This is a genomic window from Aquabacterium sp. (genome assembly GCF_049317225.1).
GTDB lineage: Bacteria > Pseudomonadota > Gammaproteobacteria > Burkholderiales > Burkholderiaceae_C > Aquabacterium.
This window is the reverse complement of sequence record NZ_JBMOIR010000016.1, coordinates 32,858-47,480: the sequence shown is the minus strand read 5'-3', so window position 1 is coordinate 47,480 and position 14,623 is coordinate 32,858. Positions and strand designations below refer to the sequence as shown.

General features: G+C 60.8%; 11 protein-coding genes. 10 read left to right on the top strand and 1 reads right to left on the bottom strand.

The genetic code is table 11. From position 1 onward, the window contains the following. Nucleotides 1–77 precede the first annotated feature (77 nt). The 10 genes from ACOYNB_RS10865 to ACOYNB_RS10820 all read left to right on the top strand — a co-directional run bounded on the left by ACOYNB_RS10865 (nt 78) and on the right by ACOYNB_RS10820 (nt 14,252). Nucleotides 78–1,286 carry a ribonucleotide-diphosphate reductase subunit beta gene (locus ACOYNB_RS10865; protein WP_422839088.1) on the top strand — a complete coding sequence of 403 codons (1,209 nt, stop codon included), beginning with the start codon at nt 78–80 and terminating at the stop codon, nt 1,284–1,286. A 159-nt stretch (nt 1,287–1,445) separates the two neighbouring features. Further along, on the top strand, nt 1,446–1,976 hold the full coding sequence (locus tag ACOYNB_RS10860; protein ID WP_422839087.1) for a histone: 531 nt from the start codon (nt 1,446–1,448) through the stop codon (nt 1,974–1,976). Between the two features lie 68 nt (nt 1,977–2,044). Then, nucleotides 2,045–2,377 (top strand): DUF167 domain-containing protein, encoded by a 333-nt coding sequence (locus ACOYNB_RS10855; RefSeq protein WP_422839086.1) that lies wholly within the window; start codon nt 2,045–2,047, stop codon nt 2,375–2,377. A 155-nt stretch (nt 2,378–2,532) separates the two neighbouring features. Next, on the top strand, nt 2,533–2,724 hold the full coding sequence (locus ACOYNB_RS10850) for a hypothetical protein (protein ID WP_422839085.1): 192 nt from the start codon (nt 2,533–2,535) through the stop codon (nt 2,722–2,724). Nucleotides 2,725–2,805: 81 nt separating this feature from the next. Further along, on the top strand, nt 2,806–4,470 hold the full coding sequence (gene ettA / locus ACOYNB_RS10845) for an energy-dependent translational throttle protein EttA (RefSeq protein WP_374258418.1): 1,665 nt from the start codon (nt 2,806–2,808) through the stop codon (nt 4,468–4,470). A 170-nt stretch (nt 4,471–4,640) separates the two neighbouring features. Then, on the top strand, nt 4,641–5,666 hold the full coding sequence (locus ACOYNB_RS10840) for a hypothetical protein (protein WP_422839084.1): 1,026 nt from the start codon (nt 4,641–4,643) through the stop codon (nt 5,664–5,666). A 202-nt stretch (nt 5,667–5,868) separates the two neighbouring features. Further along, nucleotides 5,869–6,918, top strand: a complete 1,050-nt coding sequence (locus tag ACOYNB_RS10835; protein ID WP_374258415.1) for a putative solute-binding protein — start codon at nt 5,869–5,871, stop codon at nt 6,916–6,918. 82 nt (nt 6,919–7,000) lie between these two features. Continuing rightward, nucleotides 7,001–9,160, top strand: coding sequence for a TRAP transporter large permease subunit (locus tag ACOYNB_RS10830; protein WP_422839083.1), 2,160 nt, complete (start codon nt 7,001–7,003; stop codon nt 9,158–9,160). Between the two features lie 96 nt (nt 9,161–9,256). Further along, the gene (locus ACOYNB_RS10825) at nt 9,257–11,998 is read left to right on the top strand and encodes a zinc-dependent metalloprotease (RefSeq protein WP_422839082.1); all 2,742 of its coding nucleotides are present in this window, start codon (nt 9,257–9,259) and stop codon (nt 11,996–11,998) included. 94 nt (nt 11,999–12,092) lie between these two features. Beyond that, complete coding sequence (locus ACOYNB_RS10820; RefSeq protein WP_422839081.1) at nt 12,093–14,252, top strand: ATP-dependent DNA helicase; 2,160 nt, start codon at nt 12,093–12,095, stop codon at nt 14,250–14,252. A gap of 12 nt (nt 14,253–14,264) precedes the next feature. Here ACOYNB_RS10820 and ACOYNB_RS10815 read toward each other — a convergent pair whose 3' ends face one another. Next, nucleotides 14,265–14,609 carry a hypothetical protein gene (locus tag ACOYNB_RS10815; RefSeq protein WP_374258407.1) on the bottom strand — a complete coding sequence of 115 codons (345 nt, stop codon included), beginning with the start codon at nt 14,607–14,609 and terminating at the stop codon, nt 14,265–14,267. Between the last annotated feature and the right edge of the window lie 14 nt (nt 14,610–14,623).

Genomic DNA, 14,623 nt, shown 5'->3' with positions numbered 1-14,623 from the left:
AAGCGGGCTCGATGTCAAGAAGTGCTTGGTGTTTTTCACAACACCCTTCCATAATCCAATTCCATAGGATGTTCACCATGCTGGTCTGGGACGACGAATCCTCCAACGCCACTTCAAAGCCGACTGGTTCTGTGCCCTCTTCGCTCGGCGATGCACGGAACGTTCTTGCGTCGGCTGTTGCCGCACCGGCTCTGCAGTCCGCCGTGTCTGCTGCAAGCGTGACACCTTCTGCGAATCCCCAGTCCCAATCGGCCGCCAGCGTGAGCAATCGTCGCGTCAACGTGGCCGACAAGCGCATCATCAATGGTCAGACCGACGTCAACCAGCTGGTGCCCTTCAAGTACAAGTGGGCTTGGGACAAATACTTAGCCACCTGCGCCAACCACTGGATGCCGCAAGAGATCAACATGTCTCGCGACATCGCACTGTGGAAAGACCCCAATGGTTTGAGCGAAGACGAGCGCCGCATCATCAAGCGCAACCTCGGCTTCTTCGTGACGGCTGACTCTTTGGCCGCCAACAACATCACCTTGGGCACCTACCGCCACATCACAGCACCCGAGTGCCGTCAGTTCTTGCTGCGCCAGGCCTTTGAAGAAGCCATTCACACCCACGCCTATCAATACATCGTTGAAAGCCTGGGACTCGACGAAGGCGAGATCTTCAATGCCTATCACGAGGTGCCATCGATCCGTGCGAAGGACGAGTTCCTGATTCCGTTCATTGACGCAATCATGGACCCCAACTTCAAGACAGGTACTTTTGAAAACGACCAGGCGCTGCTGAAGTCTTTGATCGTCTTCGCCTGCTTGATGGAAGGCTTGTTCTTCTATGTGGGCTTCACGCAGATTCTGGCCCTGGGACGCCAAAACAAAATGACCGGCGCGGCCGAGCAGTACCAGTACATCCTCCGAGACGAGTCGATGCACTGCAACTTCGGCATCGACTTGATCAATCAACTGAAGCTGGAAAACCCACACCTGTGGACGTCATCCTTCAAGGCTGAGATCAAGGCGCTATTCCAAAAGGCTGTGGATCTGGAGTACGCATATGCTGAAGACACCATGCCACGCGGTGTCCTGGGCCTGAACGCATCGATGTTCAAGGGCTACTTGCGCTACATCGCCAATCGCCGCGCCACACAAATCGGCCTGGAAGAGTTGTTCCCGAATGAAGAGAACCCCTTCCCTTGGATGAGTGAAATGATTGACTTGAAGAAGGAACGTAACTTCTTCGAGACCCGCGTTATCGAATACCAGTCAGGCGGCGCCCTGTCCTGGGATTGATCCGAGTATGCAAAGAGCACATTGGATCGACCAGGACATGCTGCCCCGACCCACCCCATTCATCACACCCCGCCCAGATCCTAGGGGGCTGTGGGTGATGAATCCCTGTGCTGCATGCTGCAGTGCAGTGCTCTTTGCAACTTGATCAAGGAGATACGTATGGCAACTGCAAAAAAAGCGGCAGCAAAGAAAGCCGCTCCGGCCAAAAAGGCCGCTGTGAAGAAGGCTGCTGCGCCTGCCAAGAAGGCAGCTGCACCCGCCAAGAAGGCTGCTGCGCCCGCTAAGAAGGCTGCCGCTCCTGTGAAGAAGGCCGCGGCTCCAGCCAAGAAGGCTGCAGCCCCCAAGAAGGCCGCTGCACCAGCCAAGAAGGCTGCCGCGCCTGCCAAGAAGGCCGCTGCACCAGCCAAGAAGGTTGCCGCTCCGGCCAAGAAGGCCGCTGCCCCCAAGAAGGCTGCCGCACCAGCCAAGAAGGCCGTTGCCGCACCTAAGAAGGCTGCTGCGCCTGCCAAGAAGGCCGCTGCTGCCCCGAAAAAGGCCGCCGCCCCCGCCAAGAAGCCTGCAGCAGCCCCGAAGAAAGCTGCTGCGCCTGCCAAGAAGGCTGCTCCAGCCAAGAAACCTGCTGCGCCTGCAGCCAAGACCACGCTGAGCCCACAAGCCGCATGGCCTTTCCCGACAGGTAACAAGCCCTGATTTTTCAGAGCGCGTGAACCCGTCTCAAGCCCGGCTTCGGCCGGGTTTTTTCATGGCAGCATCGCATCATGAACACAGCAACCGTCTGGTCCTGCTTGCGCACCGATGGCAAGGCACCGAACCAAAAAGTCGTGATCGACATCAGTGTGTCACCCAACGCCAAGAAGACCGAAATTGTTGGCTGGCACGATGGCGCCTTGCGTCTACGACTGGCCGCCCCGCCGGTCGACGGTGCCGCCAACGATGCACTGCGCAAATGGCTCGCAACACAGTTGGGGGTTCCGCAATCGCGCGTGGAACTCTTGCGTGGCGCGTCGGGGCGTCGTAAACAGTGGTCGGTGGATGCAGCGATGGACGATGTGACCGCCTGGCTGAGCACTCAAATCGCATTGCAAAAATAGAAGTCACCTACTGAAAGCGCACCACATATCCCCCCAACCAAGCGCTACCAGCACCCAGGGTTACCCCGGTACATTGTCGGCAAGCGGCTGACACAAGGCTCCTGTCAGCAGCCCGCCATTTGCTGGCAAAGCAGTACGGGGCCTGGATGTACCCCATGCACCAGCCCTTGCCTCCAGACTCTCAGTCCGCGCAGTTGCACGAAATTCAGACCGCATTGTTCGCACTCCGAGACGGGCTCATGAATCTCAAGCTATCCCTGTTGGATCTGGCCAGTGTCACCGACGAACAGGCACGGCATCAGGCCCAGCAAGAGGTCGAAAGTCTGTTTCAACGCCTGAAGGTGTAACCCGCTCGATCTCAGGCGCCCCAACATGCCGTAAGCTACGAGGTTTGGCGCAATCTCGTCGCCACCCAAATCAAGCACTCCATGGCCCAGTACGTATTCACCATGAACCGCGTCGGGAAGATCGTTCCCCCGAAGCGCCAAATTCTCAAAGACATCACCCTGAGCTTTTTCCCGGGCGCCAAGATTGGCGTGCTGGGTGTGAACGGCTCCGGCAAGTCCACCTTCCTGAAGATCATGGCGGGCGTGGACAAGGACATCGAGGGTGATGCAGTCCCGATGCCCGGCATCAAGATCGGTTACCTCCCCCAGGAACCGGTGATGAATCCCGAGCAAACCGTGCGTGAAGCCGTGGAAGAAGGCATTGGTGGCGTGCTGGCTGCCAAGAAGCGTCTGGACGAGGTGTACGCCGCTTACGCCGAGCCCGATGCCGACTTCGATGCTTTGGCTGCCGAGCAAGGCGAGCTGGAAGCCATCATCGCCGCCGCTGGCTCTGAAAACACCGACCTGCAACTGGAACTGGCCGCTGACGCCCTGCGCCTGCCAGCCTGGGATGCCATCATCGGCAACCTGTCCGGTGGTGAAAAGCGTCGCGTTGCGCTGTGCCGCCTGCTGCTGTCCAAGCCCGACATGCTGCTGCTCGACGAACCCACCAACCACTTGGATGCTGAATCCGTCGACTGGCTGGAGCAATTCCTCAGCCGCTTCTCGGGCACCGTGGTGGCCATCACCCACGATCGCTACTTCCTGGACAACGCAGCCGAGTGGATTCTGGAACTCGACCGCGGTCAAGGCATCCCCTACAAGGGCAACTACTCCGACTGGCTGGACGCCAAGGAACGCCGTCTGGAGCAAGAGCAGAAGACCGAAGACGCACGCGCCAAGGCACTGAAGCAAGAGTTGGAATGGGTTCGCAAGAACGCAAAGGGTCGTCAGGCCAAGTCCAAGGCCCGTCTGGCCCGCTTCGAAGAGCTGAGCGACGTCGAATACCAAAAGCGCAACGAGACGAACGAAATCTTCATCCCCGTGGCCGATCGCCTGGGCAATGAAGTCATCGAGTTCAAGAACGTCACCAAGTCTTTCGGCGACCGTTGCCTGATCGACAACCTGTCGTTCAAGGTACCTGCGGGCGCCATCGTCGGCATCATCGGCCCGAACGGTGCAGGTAAGTCGACCCTGTTCCGCATGATCCAAGGCGTCGAGCAGCCTGACAGCGGCGAAGTGAGCATCGGCAAGACCGCCAAGCTGGCCTTCGTCGATCAGAGCCGTGAAGGCCTGGCCGCCGACAAGACCGTGTGGGAAGACGTTTCGGGCGGCCTCGACAACATCGTGGTGGGCAAGTTCGTGATGCCTTCGCGCGCCTACATCGGCCGCTTCAACTTCAAGGGCAACGACCAGCAGAAGCTGGTGGGCAACCTGTCCGGTGGTGAACGTGGTCGCTTGCACTTGGCCAAGACGCTGGCTCAGGGCGGCAACGTGCTGATGCTTGACGAACCGTCCAACGATTTGGACGTCGAAACCTTGCGTGCGCTGGAAGATGCTCTGCTGGAATTCGCCGGCAGCGCCATGATCATCTCCCACGATCGCTGGTTCCTGGACCGCATCTGTACGCACATCCTGGCTTGCGAAGGCGACTCGCAATGGTTCTTCTTCGACGGCAACTACCAGGAGTACGAAGCCGACAAGAAGAAGCGCCTGGGCGAAGAAGGCGCACGCCCCAAGCGCGTACGCTTCAAGCCCATCCGTTGATCCCCCCCGGATTAACCCACACAAAGGCCCGTCCCAGACGGGCCTTTTTCATTCCCTGATTCAGGTGTGTCGCGGGCTATCCCTAGTGTGATGACACCCGAAGTCAGAAAGGGGGCTGGCTAGAATTTTGTGCAGTTTTTGGCACTTGCCACACCCTTGGAGACCACTTGATGACCGCTCGGCTGACCCGCCTGCTCACCACCACCGCTCTGGCCGTTTCGGCCCTGACGATGGGCGGCTGCGCCATGATCCAATCCAATGTCGCCAACACGACCTTGTCCATCCTGGAAGACGGTATCACCCCACCCGTTCTGCAAGAGCGCGACGTGGACATGGCTTGCAATTTCTCGATGGTCAACGCCCCGCTGGTCGGTGCCGCACGCAACTTCTACGGTGACCCGTCTCTGATGGAAACCGTGATGCTGTCGTCTGCCGGCGTGTGCTCGGAAAACCAGGCCATGGGCGAAGAAATGCGTTACCTGCGCGCTGCCCGTGACAAGCGTGCCGACGAAGCCCAGGATGCCCGCATTGCCCAGAAGCGCTACCTGGCCGCTGCTGCAGAACGCCAATACGGCGCCTTCCTGCGCATGAAGAACAAGATGGAGCAGAAATACTTCATCAAGTACGGCGAATCCTGCCCCAAGTTCAAGCGTGACTTTGACGAACTGGTCTACCTGATGGGCTCGATTGGTGGCCTGCAAGCCATTCAGAACGACATTGCAGCCCAGCAATCCGTGGGTGTCCCCACCGATGTGGCGCCCATGGTGGAACGTGCCATGAATTGCCTGGACAACGCCAAGTGGTGGGGCGCCCCCCAAGCGGGTCGCGCCACCGTGTGGAGCATCATCCCCGGCGCCGGGGAAGGCCACGATGCCAAGAGCACGTTTGACTCATCCATGACCATCGGCGAATACAAGGGCGTGCGTCTGGCCCATGTCATGGCCGCCATCTCCGCTCAGTCGACCGACGACAAGGACCGCCTGCGCGAGGTGATCAAGCGCTTCGCCAATGTGAAGGACTTCAAGCAAAACAATGACTATCGTCTGATCGATGCCATTGCGGAGTCACAGATGACCAACATCTCCGATCGCATGTGGACCCACAACACCGGCAGCCGCACCCCCATCGGCAGCTTGGGCAAGTTTTGGGATGACAAGATTGGCGGCGATATTGATGCCGGCAGTTTCCTGAATTGATGCGCATCGGCGATGACGTACACAAGGGAATTCCCTTCCCCTGTGTGTGTGCCGCCAATTCACCCCGCCGAATGTATCCAAAGATATAGTTGCAAACGACTGTTTGGATCACACCGGTGATCAGATTGGACGCTCGCCACGGACGCGTCAGAGAGGGCCTGCAGTCGAGGCCCTCTGCTTTTTCAGGTACCGAGGAGACATCATGAAGTTGGGCAACACAACAAACAAGATCGGTGCAGCCATTGCGCTGACCCTGTGTGCAACAGTCGCGCATGCCGCTCAGAAGGTCTGCGTTTATGACATCTTGGGTGCATCAGGCGATCTGTTCAACATGGCCAAGGACTATGCCGTGGCCATGCAAAAAGCAGGCGCTCAGGTTGAACTCAAGGGCTACACCGACGAGCGTGTGGCCACGGAAGACTTCCGCACCGGTCAATGCGACGCCGTGATCGCCACGGCGTTCCGCACCCGCCAGTTCAATGCAGTGGCCGGCTCGGTGGACACCTTGGGTGCCACCACCATCGTGCGCGACGGCAAGATCGACATCGGCGCCAGCTACGACGTGGTGCGCAAGCTGGTGCAAACGTTTGCTGCGCCGGCCGCATCCAAGCTCATGGTGGACGGCAACTTCGAGGTGGGCGGCATGATCCCTTTGGGTGCGGCTTACCCCATCGTGAACGACCGTAAGATCAACACGGTCGAAGCCCTGGCTGGCAAGAAGATCGCCGCGTTCGATCATGACAAGGCACAAGCGGTGATGATTCAACGCATCGGTGCCCAGCCGGTCTCCGCAGACATCACGAATTTCTCGACCAAGTTCAACAACGGCACGGTGGACATGATCGCTGCGCCCACGCTGGCCTACAAGCCATTGGAGTTGGCCAAGGGCATCGGCAAGAACGGCGCCATCACCCGTTTCCCGATCATGATCCTGACCTATCAGATGGTCCTCAACAAGGCCAAATTCCCCGATGGGTTTGGCCTGAAGTCGCGTGAGTATTGGGCAGGCCAGTTCGATCGTGCGCTGCAACTCATCAAGCAGGCTGACGCCAGCATTCCGCCAGCAACATGGATGGAACTGAGCGCCGAGAACTCTTACAAGTACACCCTCATGCTGCGCGAGTCTCGCATCGACATCGCGCAAAAGGGCCTGTACGACAAACGGGGCCTGAAGGTGATCAAGAAGGTTCGATGCAACGTGAACCCCACTGATCCCGAATGCACGACCAAGTCCGAAGAAGACTGGAAGTGATGAATGGGGAGACGCCTCCCCTTCTGTCTCGTTTCTGATTTACCAAGACTGATTTCTGATCGGCCTTGCCGATAGCTCTGCCATGCAAACTCAACCTTCGCGCCTGATCATGGGCAGGACCATCCTGGAATGGTTCTCCAGCCTGCCTGTTTTCATCCTGTTGTTGCTGACCCTGATCATCGGCACCGGCGAAATGGTCCACGGCCAACTGCTGAAGGCCGGTGAATCTCTGTTTGGTGATCCACAAGCCGGTGTGCAGTACTTCATGCTGCGCGCCGACCCAAGCAAGCCTGATTGCAACCCCAAAGTTGACATCGACGCTGAGGTTGCCAAACAGACTGCGGGCGGCGGATCAACTGCTGCAAGCGACGACATTGACAACCTGTTTGGAGACGCCCCACAGGCCAATGACCCGGCCGTGCTGCGCAAGTCCATTGAGCAAGCACAAGCCATCTGCCAAGCCAAGCACGACCTGTATCAGAAGGTCCTGGAGCACCAGACCGCCAAGGTCAAGGCTTACCGCACACTGGAAACCAGCTTCTTTGGTCTGTTTCAGCTAGGCACAGAAAACCGCTCGCTGATCCTGTTGCTGATGGTGTCGATTGCGGCCATCACCACCACGCTGGGCTTCCACCACATCGGCATCCGCCCTGGTCATTACACGCGTGATTACTGGGCGCAGTCGCTCACGCAAGCCATGGCCAGCGGCTTGCTGCTGTTCTCGTCGGTGCGCTACTACCAGATCCTGCTGGAGTCAGGCGTCCCCCTGGAGCACCCCGTCATCCATTACGTCTGGATGGCACTGTTTGCCACCCTGCTGCTGATCAACCTCAAGCGCGTGGTGATGCCCGTGAAGTCGCCACACGGTGAGGGCACGATCTCGACTGCCTTGTGGTCTGTGCCGCTGTATGCGCAAATGGCCATCGTGTCCGGTGTGTACTTTCTCATCAACGGTCACCACGCCGGCCTGGCCATCTATGTGAACCAGTTGATGGAGTTGCCCAGCATCTTCATGAACCTGGGTCTGTTCATCTGGGCAGGCATGCTGCTCAAGCAAAGCCGCATCGTGGACCTGTTCATGAACGTGCTGCGTCCGTGGAACCTGTCCCCTCAACTGCTGACTTACATCATCCTGATCGGCGCCTCGGTGGCCACGGCGTACACCGGTGCGTCAGGTATCTTCGTGATTGCCGCCGGCGGCATCATTTATCACGAGGTGCGCGCCTCGGGTGGATCGCGTCAGTTCGCGCTGGCCGCAACGGCCATGTCGGGTTCGCTCGGCGTGGTGCTGCGTCCTTGCCTGCTCGTGGTATTCATCGCAGCGCTGAACAAGCAAGTGACCACCAGTGGCCTGTATCACTGGGGCTTCTACGTCTTCCTGCTGACGTCCACGCTGTTCTTCATCGCCTCGCAACTGCTGCGCACCCAGCGTGCCAACATCGAGTCGTTTGGCATTGCCGTGCCCGCCATGCTGCGTCAGATCGTGCCACTGGTGCCCTACCTGCTCCTGGTCGTCGCCGTGGTGGCGATCTATGAGGTGGCGCTGGACACCAAGCTGAACGAAATCACGGCACCCACCATCATGCCGGTGATGCTGATCATCATCCTGGTGTTCGACAAGCTGACCAACAAGGGCAAGGCCGAACTGACACCCGACTACGCCAGCCACCGTCAGGAAGGCGTTGAAAAGTCGATCCGTTACGCCACCAACGAAACCATTGGCCACATCGGTGCCCTGCTGAGCCTGATGACCTTGTCGCTGGCCATGGGTGGCGTGATCGAACGCTCCGAAGTCATGAACCATTTCCCCAAGGTCTTCGAGAACCATTGGACGGCCATGGCCTTCCTGGTGGTGACCAAGGTGGTGCTGGGCATGATCATGGATCCGTTTGGCGCGGTGGTGCTGGTGTCGGGCACCTTGGCGCCCATCGCTTATGCCAACAACATCGACCCGCTGCACTTCTGGATGATGGTGCTGGTGGCGTTCGAACTGGGCTACCTGCTGCCACCCGTGGCTATCAACCAGTTGCTGACCCGCCAGGTGATTGGAGAGGAAGAGGTCAACGAGGCTGACGAAGAAGTGCGTCACATGAGCTTCTACCGTCGCTATGAGCGCTGGATCTTGCCTTTGGCTGTGATGACCGTGGGCCTGGTGGTCGTGTCCTTTGGCCCGTTGGCCGTGGCGGACTTCCCTGCCCTGGCCTTCCTGAAGGACTGGCTGCCGCATCCGATTGCGCAGTAAGCACCTTCATCCCCTTGCAAACCCGACTGAATGCATCGCATCAGTCGGGTTTTTGCTTGGCGGGAACCCATGCAGACAGATGGTAAGGTTCTGCTCATGATTCGACACGAAGTTCTTGCCCGCCCGACCCTGCGTTGGATTGCCTTGGCCTGTTCACTGGCAGCACTGGAGGGATGCAGTTCACTGTCTGTACAACAGCAGCAAGCAGCAGCCATGGCGGCGCATCAGCAGGCGATGGCCGCCGCAGCCACAGCCGCCGGCATCGCCACGCTACCGGCGTTTGAACTGATCACACGCGGAGCAGAGCGACAAGACGGCTTGCTGCCCATCTGGCGCAAGCAGGACAAGATCTGGCTGGAGCTGAACCCCAAGACAACGCTGGAGCGCCCCTTCTTCCTGTCGCCCAAGCTGGCATCCGGCATTGGCGAGGCGGGGGTGTATGGCGGCTTGATGCAAAGCCGTTGGGCGCCGGTGGGTCGCCCGCAGTGGGTGACGTTCCACAAGTCGCAGCAGCAGATCCAGCTGTTGGCCATCAATGCGGCCTACACCGCGCAGACCGATACCCCGCAAGCCAAGGCCGTGCAGGCTGCGTTTTCACCCAGCTTGCTGTCCAGCGCGCCCATCAGCAGTGCGCCTCATCCGCAAACCGGTGCAGTGCTCGTCGAGATCAGTCCGCTGCTCTTGGGTGATCTGCTGGGCATTGGCGCCCAACTTCAGCGCGTCTATCGTCAAGGCTATGGCCTGGACGTCCGCAATTCAGCCATTCATCAGGCGCATGTGAGTGCGGACTCGGCCGTATTTGAAGTCAGTCAGCATTTCGCCACGTCAGCCATCAGCCTGCCCGGCGCAGGCGGACAGGTGCCCGGTACACCGGCACCCAGCACACCCAGCACCCTGCCGGATGCACGCAGCATGTTCGTGAACGTGCATTACACGCTCACCCCCTTGCCCGACAAGCCGATGAAGGCACGTGAAGCCGATGCCCGGGTGGGGTATTTCACCACCACCATCACCGACTTCACCGACGACCTGGCACGCACCCCGCGTCAGCGTTTCATCAACCGCTGGCGTCTGGAAAAGAAAGACCCCAAGGCGGCGCAATCCGACCCCGTCAAGCCGATTGTTTTCTGGCTGGATCCCAGCATCCCCGAGGCCTATCGCCCCACCATCACGGAAGGCATCCTGGAGTGGAACAAGGCCTTTGCTGCCATTGGCTACACGAACGCCATCGAGGTCAAAACGCCCCCGGCAGACAAGCCATTTGACACACTGAAGACCGGTCACGCCGCCATTCGCTGGATGACCAACGCCCAGCCAAGTTTCGGCGCCATTGGTCCCACACACGTGGACCCTCGTACCGGAGAGATCCTGGACGCCAACATCGCGCTGGAAAGCCTGTCTTCTCGGGCCATCCGGGCGGTACGCGCTCAAATGCTGAACCCGGTCAAGTCAGAAGGCTTGGTCACACACGCAGAATACGAGCGACATGCGGACCACGTCGATGAATCGTGCCAGCACGGTCAATACGCTGCCGAACAGTTAGGTCTTGCGCTGGATGTGCTGGAAGCCCAGGGCGTACTTGAGCCCGACAGCCCGCAGGTCAAGGAATTCGTGCTGGCCTACCTGAAGGACACCACCATGCATGAGGTGGGTCACACGCTGGGGTTGCGTCACAACTTCCGAGCCTCTCGCTGGCATTCGCCCGAAGAGCTGCGTCACCCCCTGTTGACCAAAGAGAAGGGCAACAGCGCCTCGGTGATGGAGTACGCGCCCATCAACCTGCCTGCGCCGGGTGAATCGGCCGGAGCGCCTTTTCAGACCACGCTCGGCCCGTATGACTACTGGGCCATCGAGTATGGCTACAGCGAGTTGCCTGACGATCGTGCCAAAGCGACCGAGACGCTGCAAACCATTGCACAACGCAGCAGCGATCCGAAATGGGCAGACGCACTGGCTTTCGGCACCGACGAAGACAATGCACTGGGACTGGACCCACAGTCCGTCACGTTTGACTTGGGCAACGATCCGATTGCCTTCGCACGCACCCGCGTGGCGATTGTGCGGGACCTGATCGAGCGCCAGTCTCACCGACAACTGACCGTCAAGGATGACCCCACCCTGCTGCGTCGCAGCGTGAGCTATGCCTTGCGGGATCTGGCCCGCAATGGTCAGCTGCTGATGCGCCAGATTGGCGGGTTGATCACCCGCCGCGATGGCCCCGCCAGTGGCCGTGACCTGCTGGAACCCGTCGACCAGACCGTGCAGCGCGCCGCCTTGCAGATGCTGCTGAAAGACTTTGTGTCGGTGGATGCTGTCCACATCCCGGCCTCGCTGCAACGCAAGCTCGCCCCGGATTACCTGGAGCGCGCCGATGCCGACGGCCCCGGTCTGGGTGCCACGGACTTCTCGGTGGCCGAGCAATTGCTGGCCATGCAGCGCGGCATCCTCAACTACCTGATGAGCGATGACATGGCCGAGCGCCTGCTCGACAACGCGGACAAGCTGCAAGACCGCAAGGTTCGCCCGCTGACGGTGGCAGAGCTGACCCAACAGGTGAGCGATGCGGTGTGGACACGCCCCTCACGTGCCACCGACAGCGCCAGCTGGCAGCGCAACCTCCAGCGTGAACACGTGAACCGACTTGCGTTGGCCGTCGTGCGCCCCGCCGGCGACCGTGCCGACACCCGCGCCGTGATGCGGCAACAAGCGCAACAGTTGCTGAAGCGACTGCGCGGCATGGGTGCCTCGGCCGATGCCACCGAACAGGCCCACCGTCAGGACTGCATCGACACGCTGACACAGGCCTTGCAAGCCACCATGGTCCGGTCGGGTCTGTGACCCTGATCCGACGCGTGCGCCCTCTCTTGGGGGCCGCACGCCCCAGACGGCATCCGGTGCGTGGACAATAGCGGCTCTTAGCCACGTCACGCCCATGGATCTCTCTGCCCTGTTTTCTGCCACCGGACCGCTTGCCCGAGCTTTCGACGGCTACTGCGAACGGCAAGAGCAGATCGAAATGTCGCAGGCCATCCAGAAGGCCATTCGCGATGCCAGCACCGTCGTGCTGGAAGCCGGCACCGGTGTCGGCAAAACGGCGGCGTACCTGGTGCCTTCCTTGATGGAGGGGGGCAAGGTCATCATCTCCACCGGCACCAAGGCACTGCAAGACCAGCTGTTTCACCGCGACCTGCCCGCCGTGCGTGAGGCCTTGGGCGTGCCCGTCAAAGTGGCCCTGCTCAAAGGTCGCAGCAACTACCTGTGCTGGCATCACCTGGACCGCACGAACCAGGATGCCACGCTGCTGGGCAGCCGCCAGGAAGTGCGCGATCTGGGGCTTATCAACAGCTTCATCCACCGCAGCCCCACCGGCGACAAGGCGGAATGCCCGACGGTGCCTGAGCACGCCACCATCTGGGCCCGCGTCACCTCCACCCGCGAAAACTGCCTGGGCAGTGACTGCCCGCGCTACAGCGAGTGCTTTGTGGTCAAGGCCCGCCGCGAGGCACAGGATGCCGACGTGGTCGTGGTGAACCACCACCTTTTCTTTGCCGACCTGATGTTGCGCGAAGAAGGGGTGCCCGAGCTGCTACCCAACGCGCAGACCATCATCTTCGACGAAGCCCACCAACTGCCGGATACCGCCACGCTCTTCTTTGGCGACTCGGTGTCCACCGCACAGTTTCTGGATTTCTTGCGTGATGCCTTGGCCACCGGTCAGGCGCAGGCTCGAGACGGCGCCAACTGGAACGATGTGCTCGCCCCCCTGGACCGTGCGGCGCGGGATCTGCGCTTGTGCTTTGGTCAACAACTGCAGCGCCTGTCGCAGGCGCAACTGGGGCTCGACCACCCACTGTGGCCTGCGCTGGACAAACTGCGCGACGCCCTCGCCCATGTGCGTGACGTTCTCGATACCCAAGCCGAGCGAGGCCCGGATCTGGCGCAACTGCACCGCCGGGCTGACGACATGATGCAGCGCGTCTGCGCCTGGGGTGCACCCGAGCGGGCGGGCGAGCCGGAGCTGTGCTGGATCGATGTGGGTTCGCACGGCGTGCAATTGCACCGCACGCCCATCTCGGTGGCCGACGTGTTCCGTCGCCAGCGCCTCGGACTGGGCCATGCCGACATCGCCCCCGATGACGCCGATGCCGAAGACCGCGCCCTGCGCGATGCCGTGGACGAGTCTGACGAAGCCGACATGGTGGCCGCCTTTGCCAGCCACGATGCCGACGAGGAAGACGATTTGCAAGCCCTGATGGCAGGTGCTGACACCGCCGCCCCCACTCGGTCTGCCGCCAGCATGGCGGCAGATTCAGACGATGCGCCGGCCACGCCCCCGCCACGCCGCGCGTGGATCTTCACCTCTGCCACGCTGGCCGTGAAGAGTGACTTCCGCCACTTCACCGAGGCGCTGGGCTTGCAAGATGCCGAATGCCACAGCTGGGCCAGTCCTTACGACTACCCCAACCAAGCCGTGCTGTACGTGCCACACGACGTGCCGCAGCCGTCGGATCCACGTCACACGGATGCCGTGGTGGAAGCCGCCCTGCCCCTGATTCGCGCCAATCGCGGACGGGCCTTTGTGCTATGCACATCACTGCGCGCCGTCAGCAAGGCCGCGGAGAAGCTCAGGGAGTTGTTCAAAGAAGCCGGGGATCCTTTCCCGGTGCTGCAACAAGGCGAGGCTCCCCGCCCCACACTCTTGGAAGACTTCCGCCGCGCCGGCAATGCCGTGCTGGTTGGCAGTCACAGCTTCTGGGAAGGCATCGACGTCAAAGGTGATGCCTTGACGCTGGTGGTCATCGACAAGCTGCCCTTCGCCCCACCGGATGACCCGGTCCTGGCCAAGCGACTGGAATTGCTGGCGCAGGAAGGGGGCAACCCGTTCATGAGCCATCAGGTCCCGCAGGCCATCATCGCGCTCAAGCAAGGTGCCGGGCGCCTGATCCGCAGCGAGACCGATCGGGGTGTGCTGATGATCTGCGACACCCGCTTGATCGACAAGCCATATGGGCGCCGCATCTGGCAAAGCCTGCCCCCCATGCGGCGCACGCGCGTGCAGCAAGAAGTCATCGACTTCCTGCTGACGCTCTGAGGCCAGAGGGCCTCAGCGCAAGGACCCGATGTAGCGCTGCTTGCGGCCGGTCGGGCTACTCGGATCAAAGCTCGACCCCAGAAAGCCCGATGGTTCCGCGCCCGTCAAGGTGCTGGGGCCCGCCGCACTCTGCGCGGCGGGTTTGGGCGCACGCGGCGCCGGAGGACACAGTGCCGCTTCCAACTTGTCGGCCAACCCCAGCAAATCGGGGTTGCTTTCAAGCCGCGCCACCCGCACCACTTCCTTGGCGTACTCCGGGCTCTTGACCATCCACTCCACGTCGGTGACACGACCGTTGACACGGCGCAGCACCACATGGAGATGCGCGGCAATCGCAAACTTTTCGCTCTCGAGCATCAAGACCTCCTGAA

Bases quoted from the DNA above. Each gene is read 5' to 3' on its own strand.
- ACOYNB_RS10825 (WP_422839082.1), top strand. From the start codon at position 9,257: ATGATTCGACACGAAGTTCTTGCCCGCCCGACCCTGCGTTGGATTGCC.
- ACOYNB_RS10830 (WP_422839083.1), top strand. From the start codon at position 7,001: ATGCAAACTCAACCTTCGCGCCTGATCATGGGCAGGACCATCCTGGAA.
- ACOYNB_RS10860 (WP_422839087.1), top strand. From the start codon at position 1,446: ATGGCAACTGCAAAAAAAGCGGCAGCAAAGAAAGCCGCTCCGGCCAAA.
- ACOYNB_RS10815 (WP_374258407.1), bottom strand. From the start codon at position 14,609: ATGCTCGAGAGCGAAAAGTTTGCGATTGCCGCGCATCTCCATGTGGTG.
- ACOYNB_RS10855 (WP_422839086.1), top strand. From the start codon at position 2,045: ATGAACACAGCAACCGTCTGGTCCTGCTTGCGCACCGATGGCAAGGCA.
- ACOYNB_RS10850 (WP_422839085.1), top strand. From the start codon at position 2,533: ATGCACCAGCCCTTGCCTCCAGACTCTCAGTCCGCGCAGTTGCACGAA.
- ACOYNB_RS10840 (WP_422839084.1), top strand. From the start codon at position 4,641: ATGACCGCTCGGCTGACCCGCCTGCTCACCACCACCGCTCTGGCCGTT.
- ACOYNB_RS10865 (WP_422839088.1), top strand. From the start codon at position 78: ATGCTGGTCTGGGACGACGAATCCTCCAACGCCACTTCAAAGCCGACT.
- ACOYNB_RS10835 (WP_374258415.1), top strand. From the start codon at position 5,869: ATGAAGTTGGGCAACACAACAAACAAGATCGGTGCAGCCATTGCGCTG.
- ACOYNB_RS10820 (WP_422839081.1), top strand. From the start codon at position 12,093: ATGGATCTCTCTGCCCTGTTTTCTGCCACCGGACCGCTTGCCCGAGCT.
- ettA (WP_374258418.1), top strand. From the start codon at position 2,806: ATGGCCCAGTACGTATTCACCATGAACCGCGTCGGGAAGATCGTTCCC.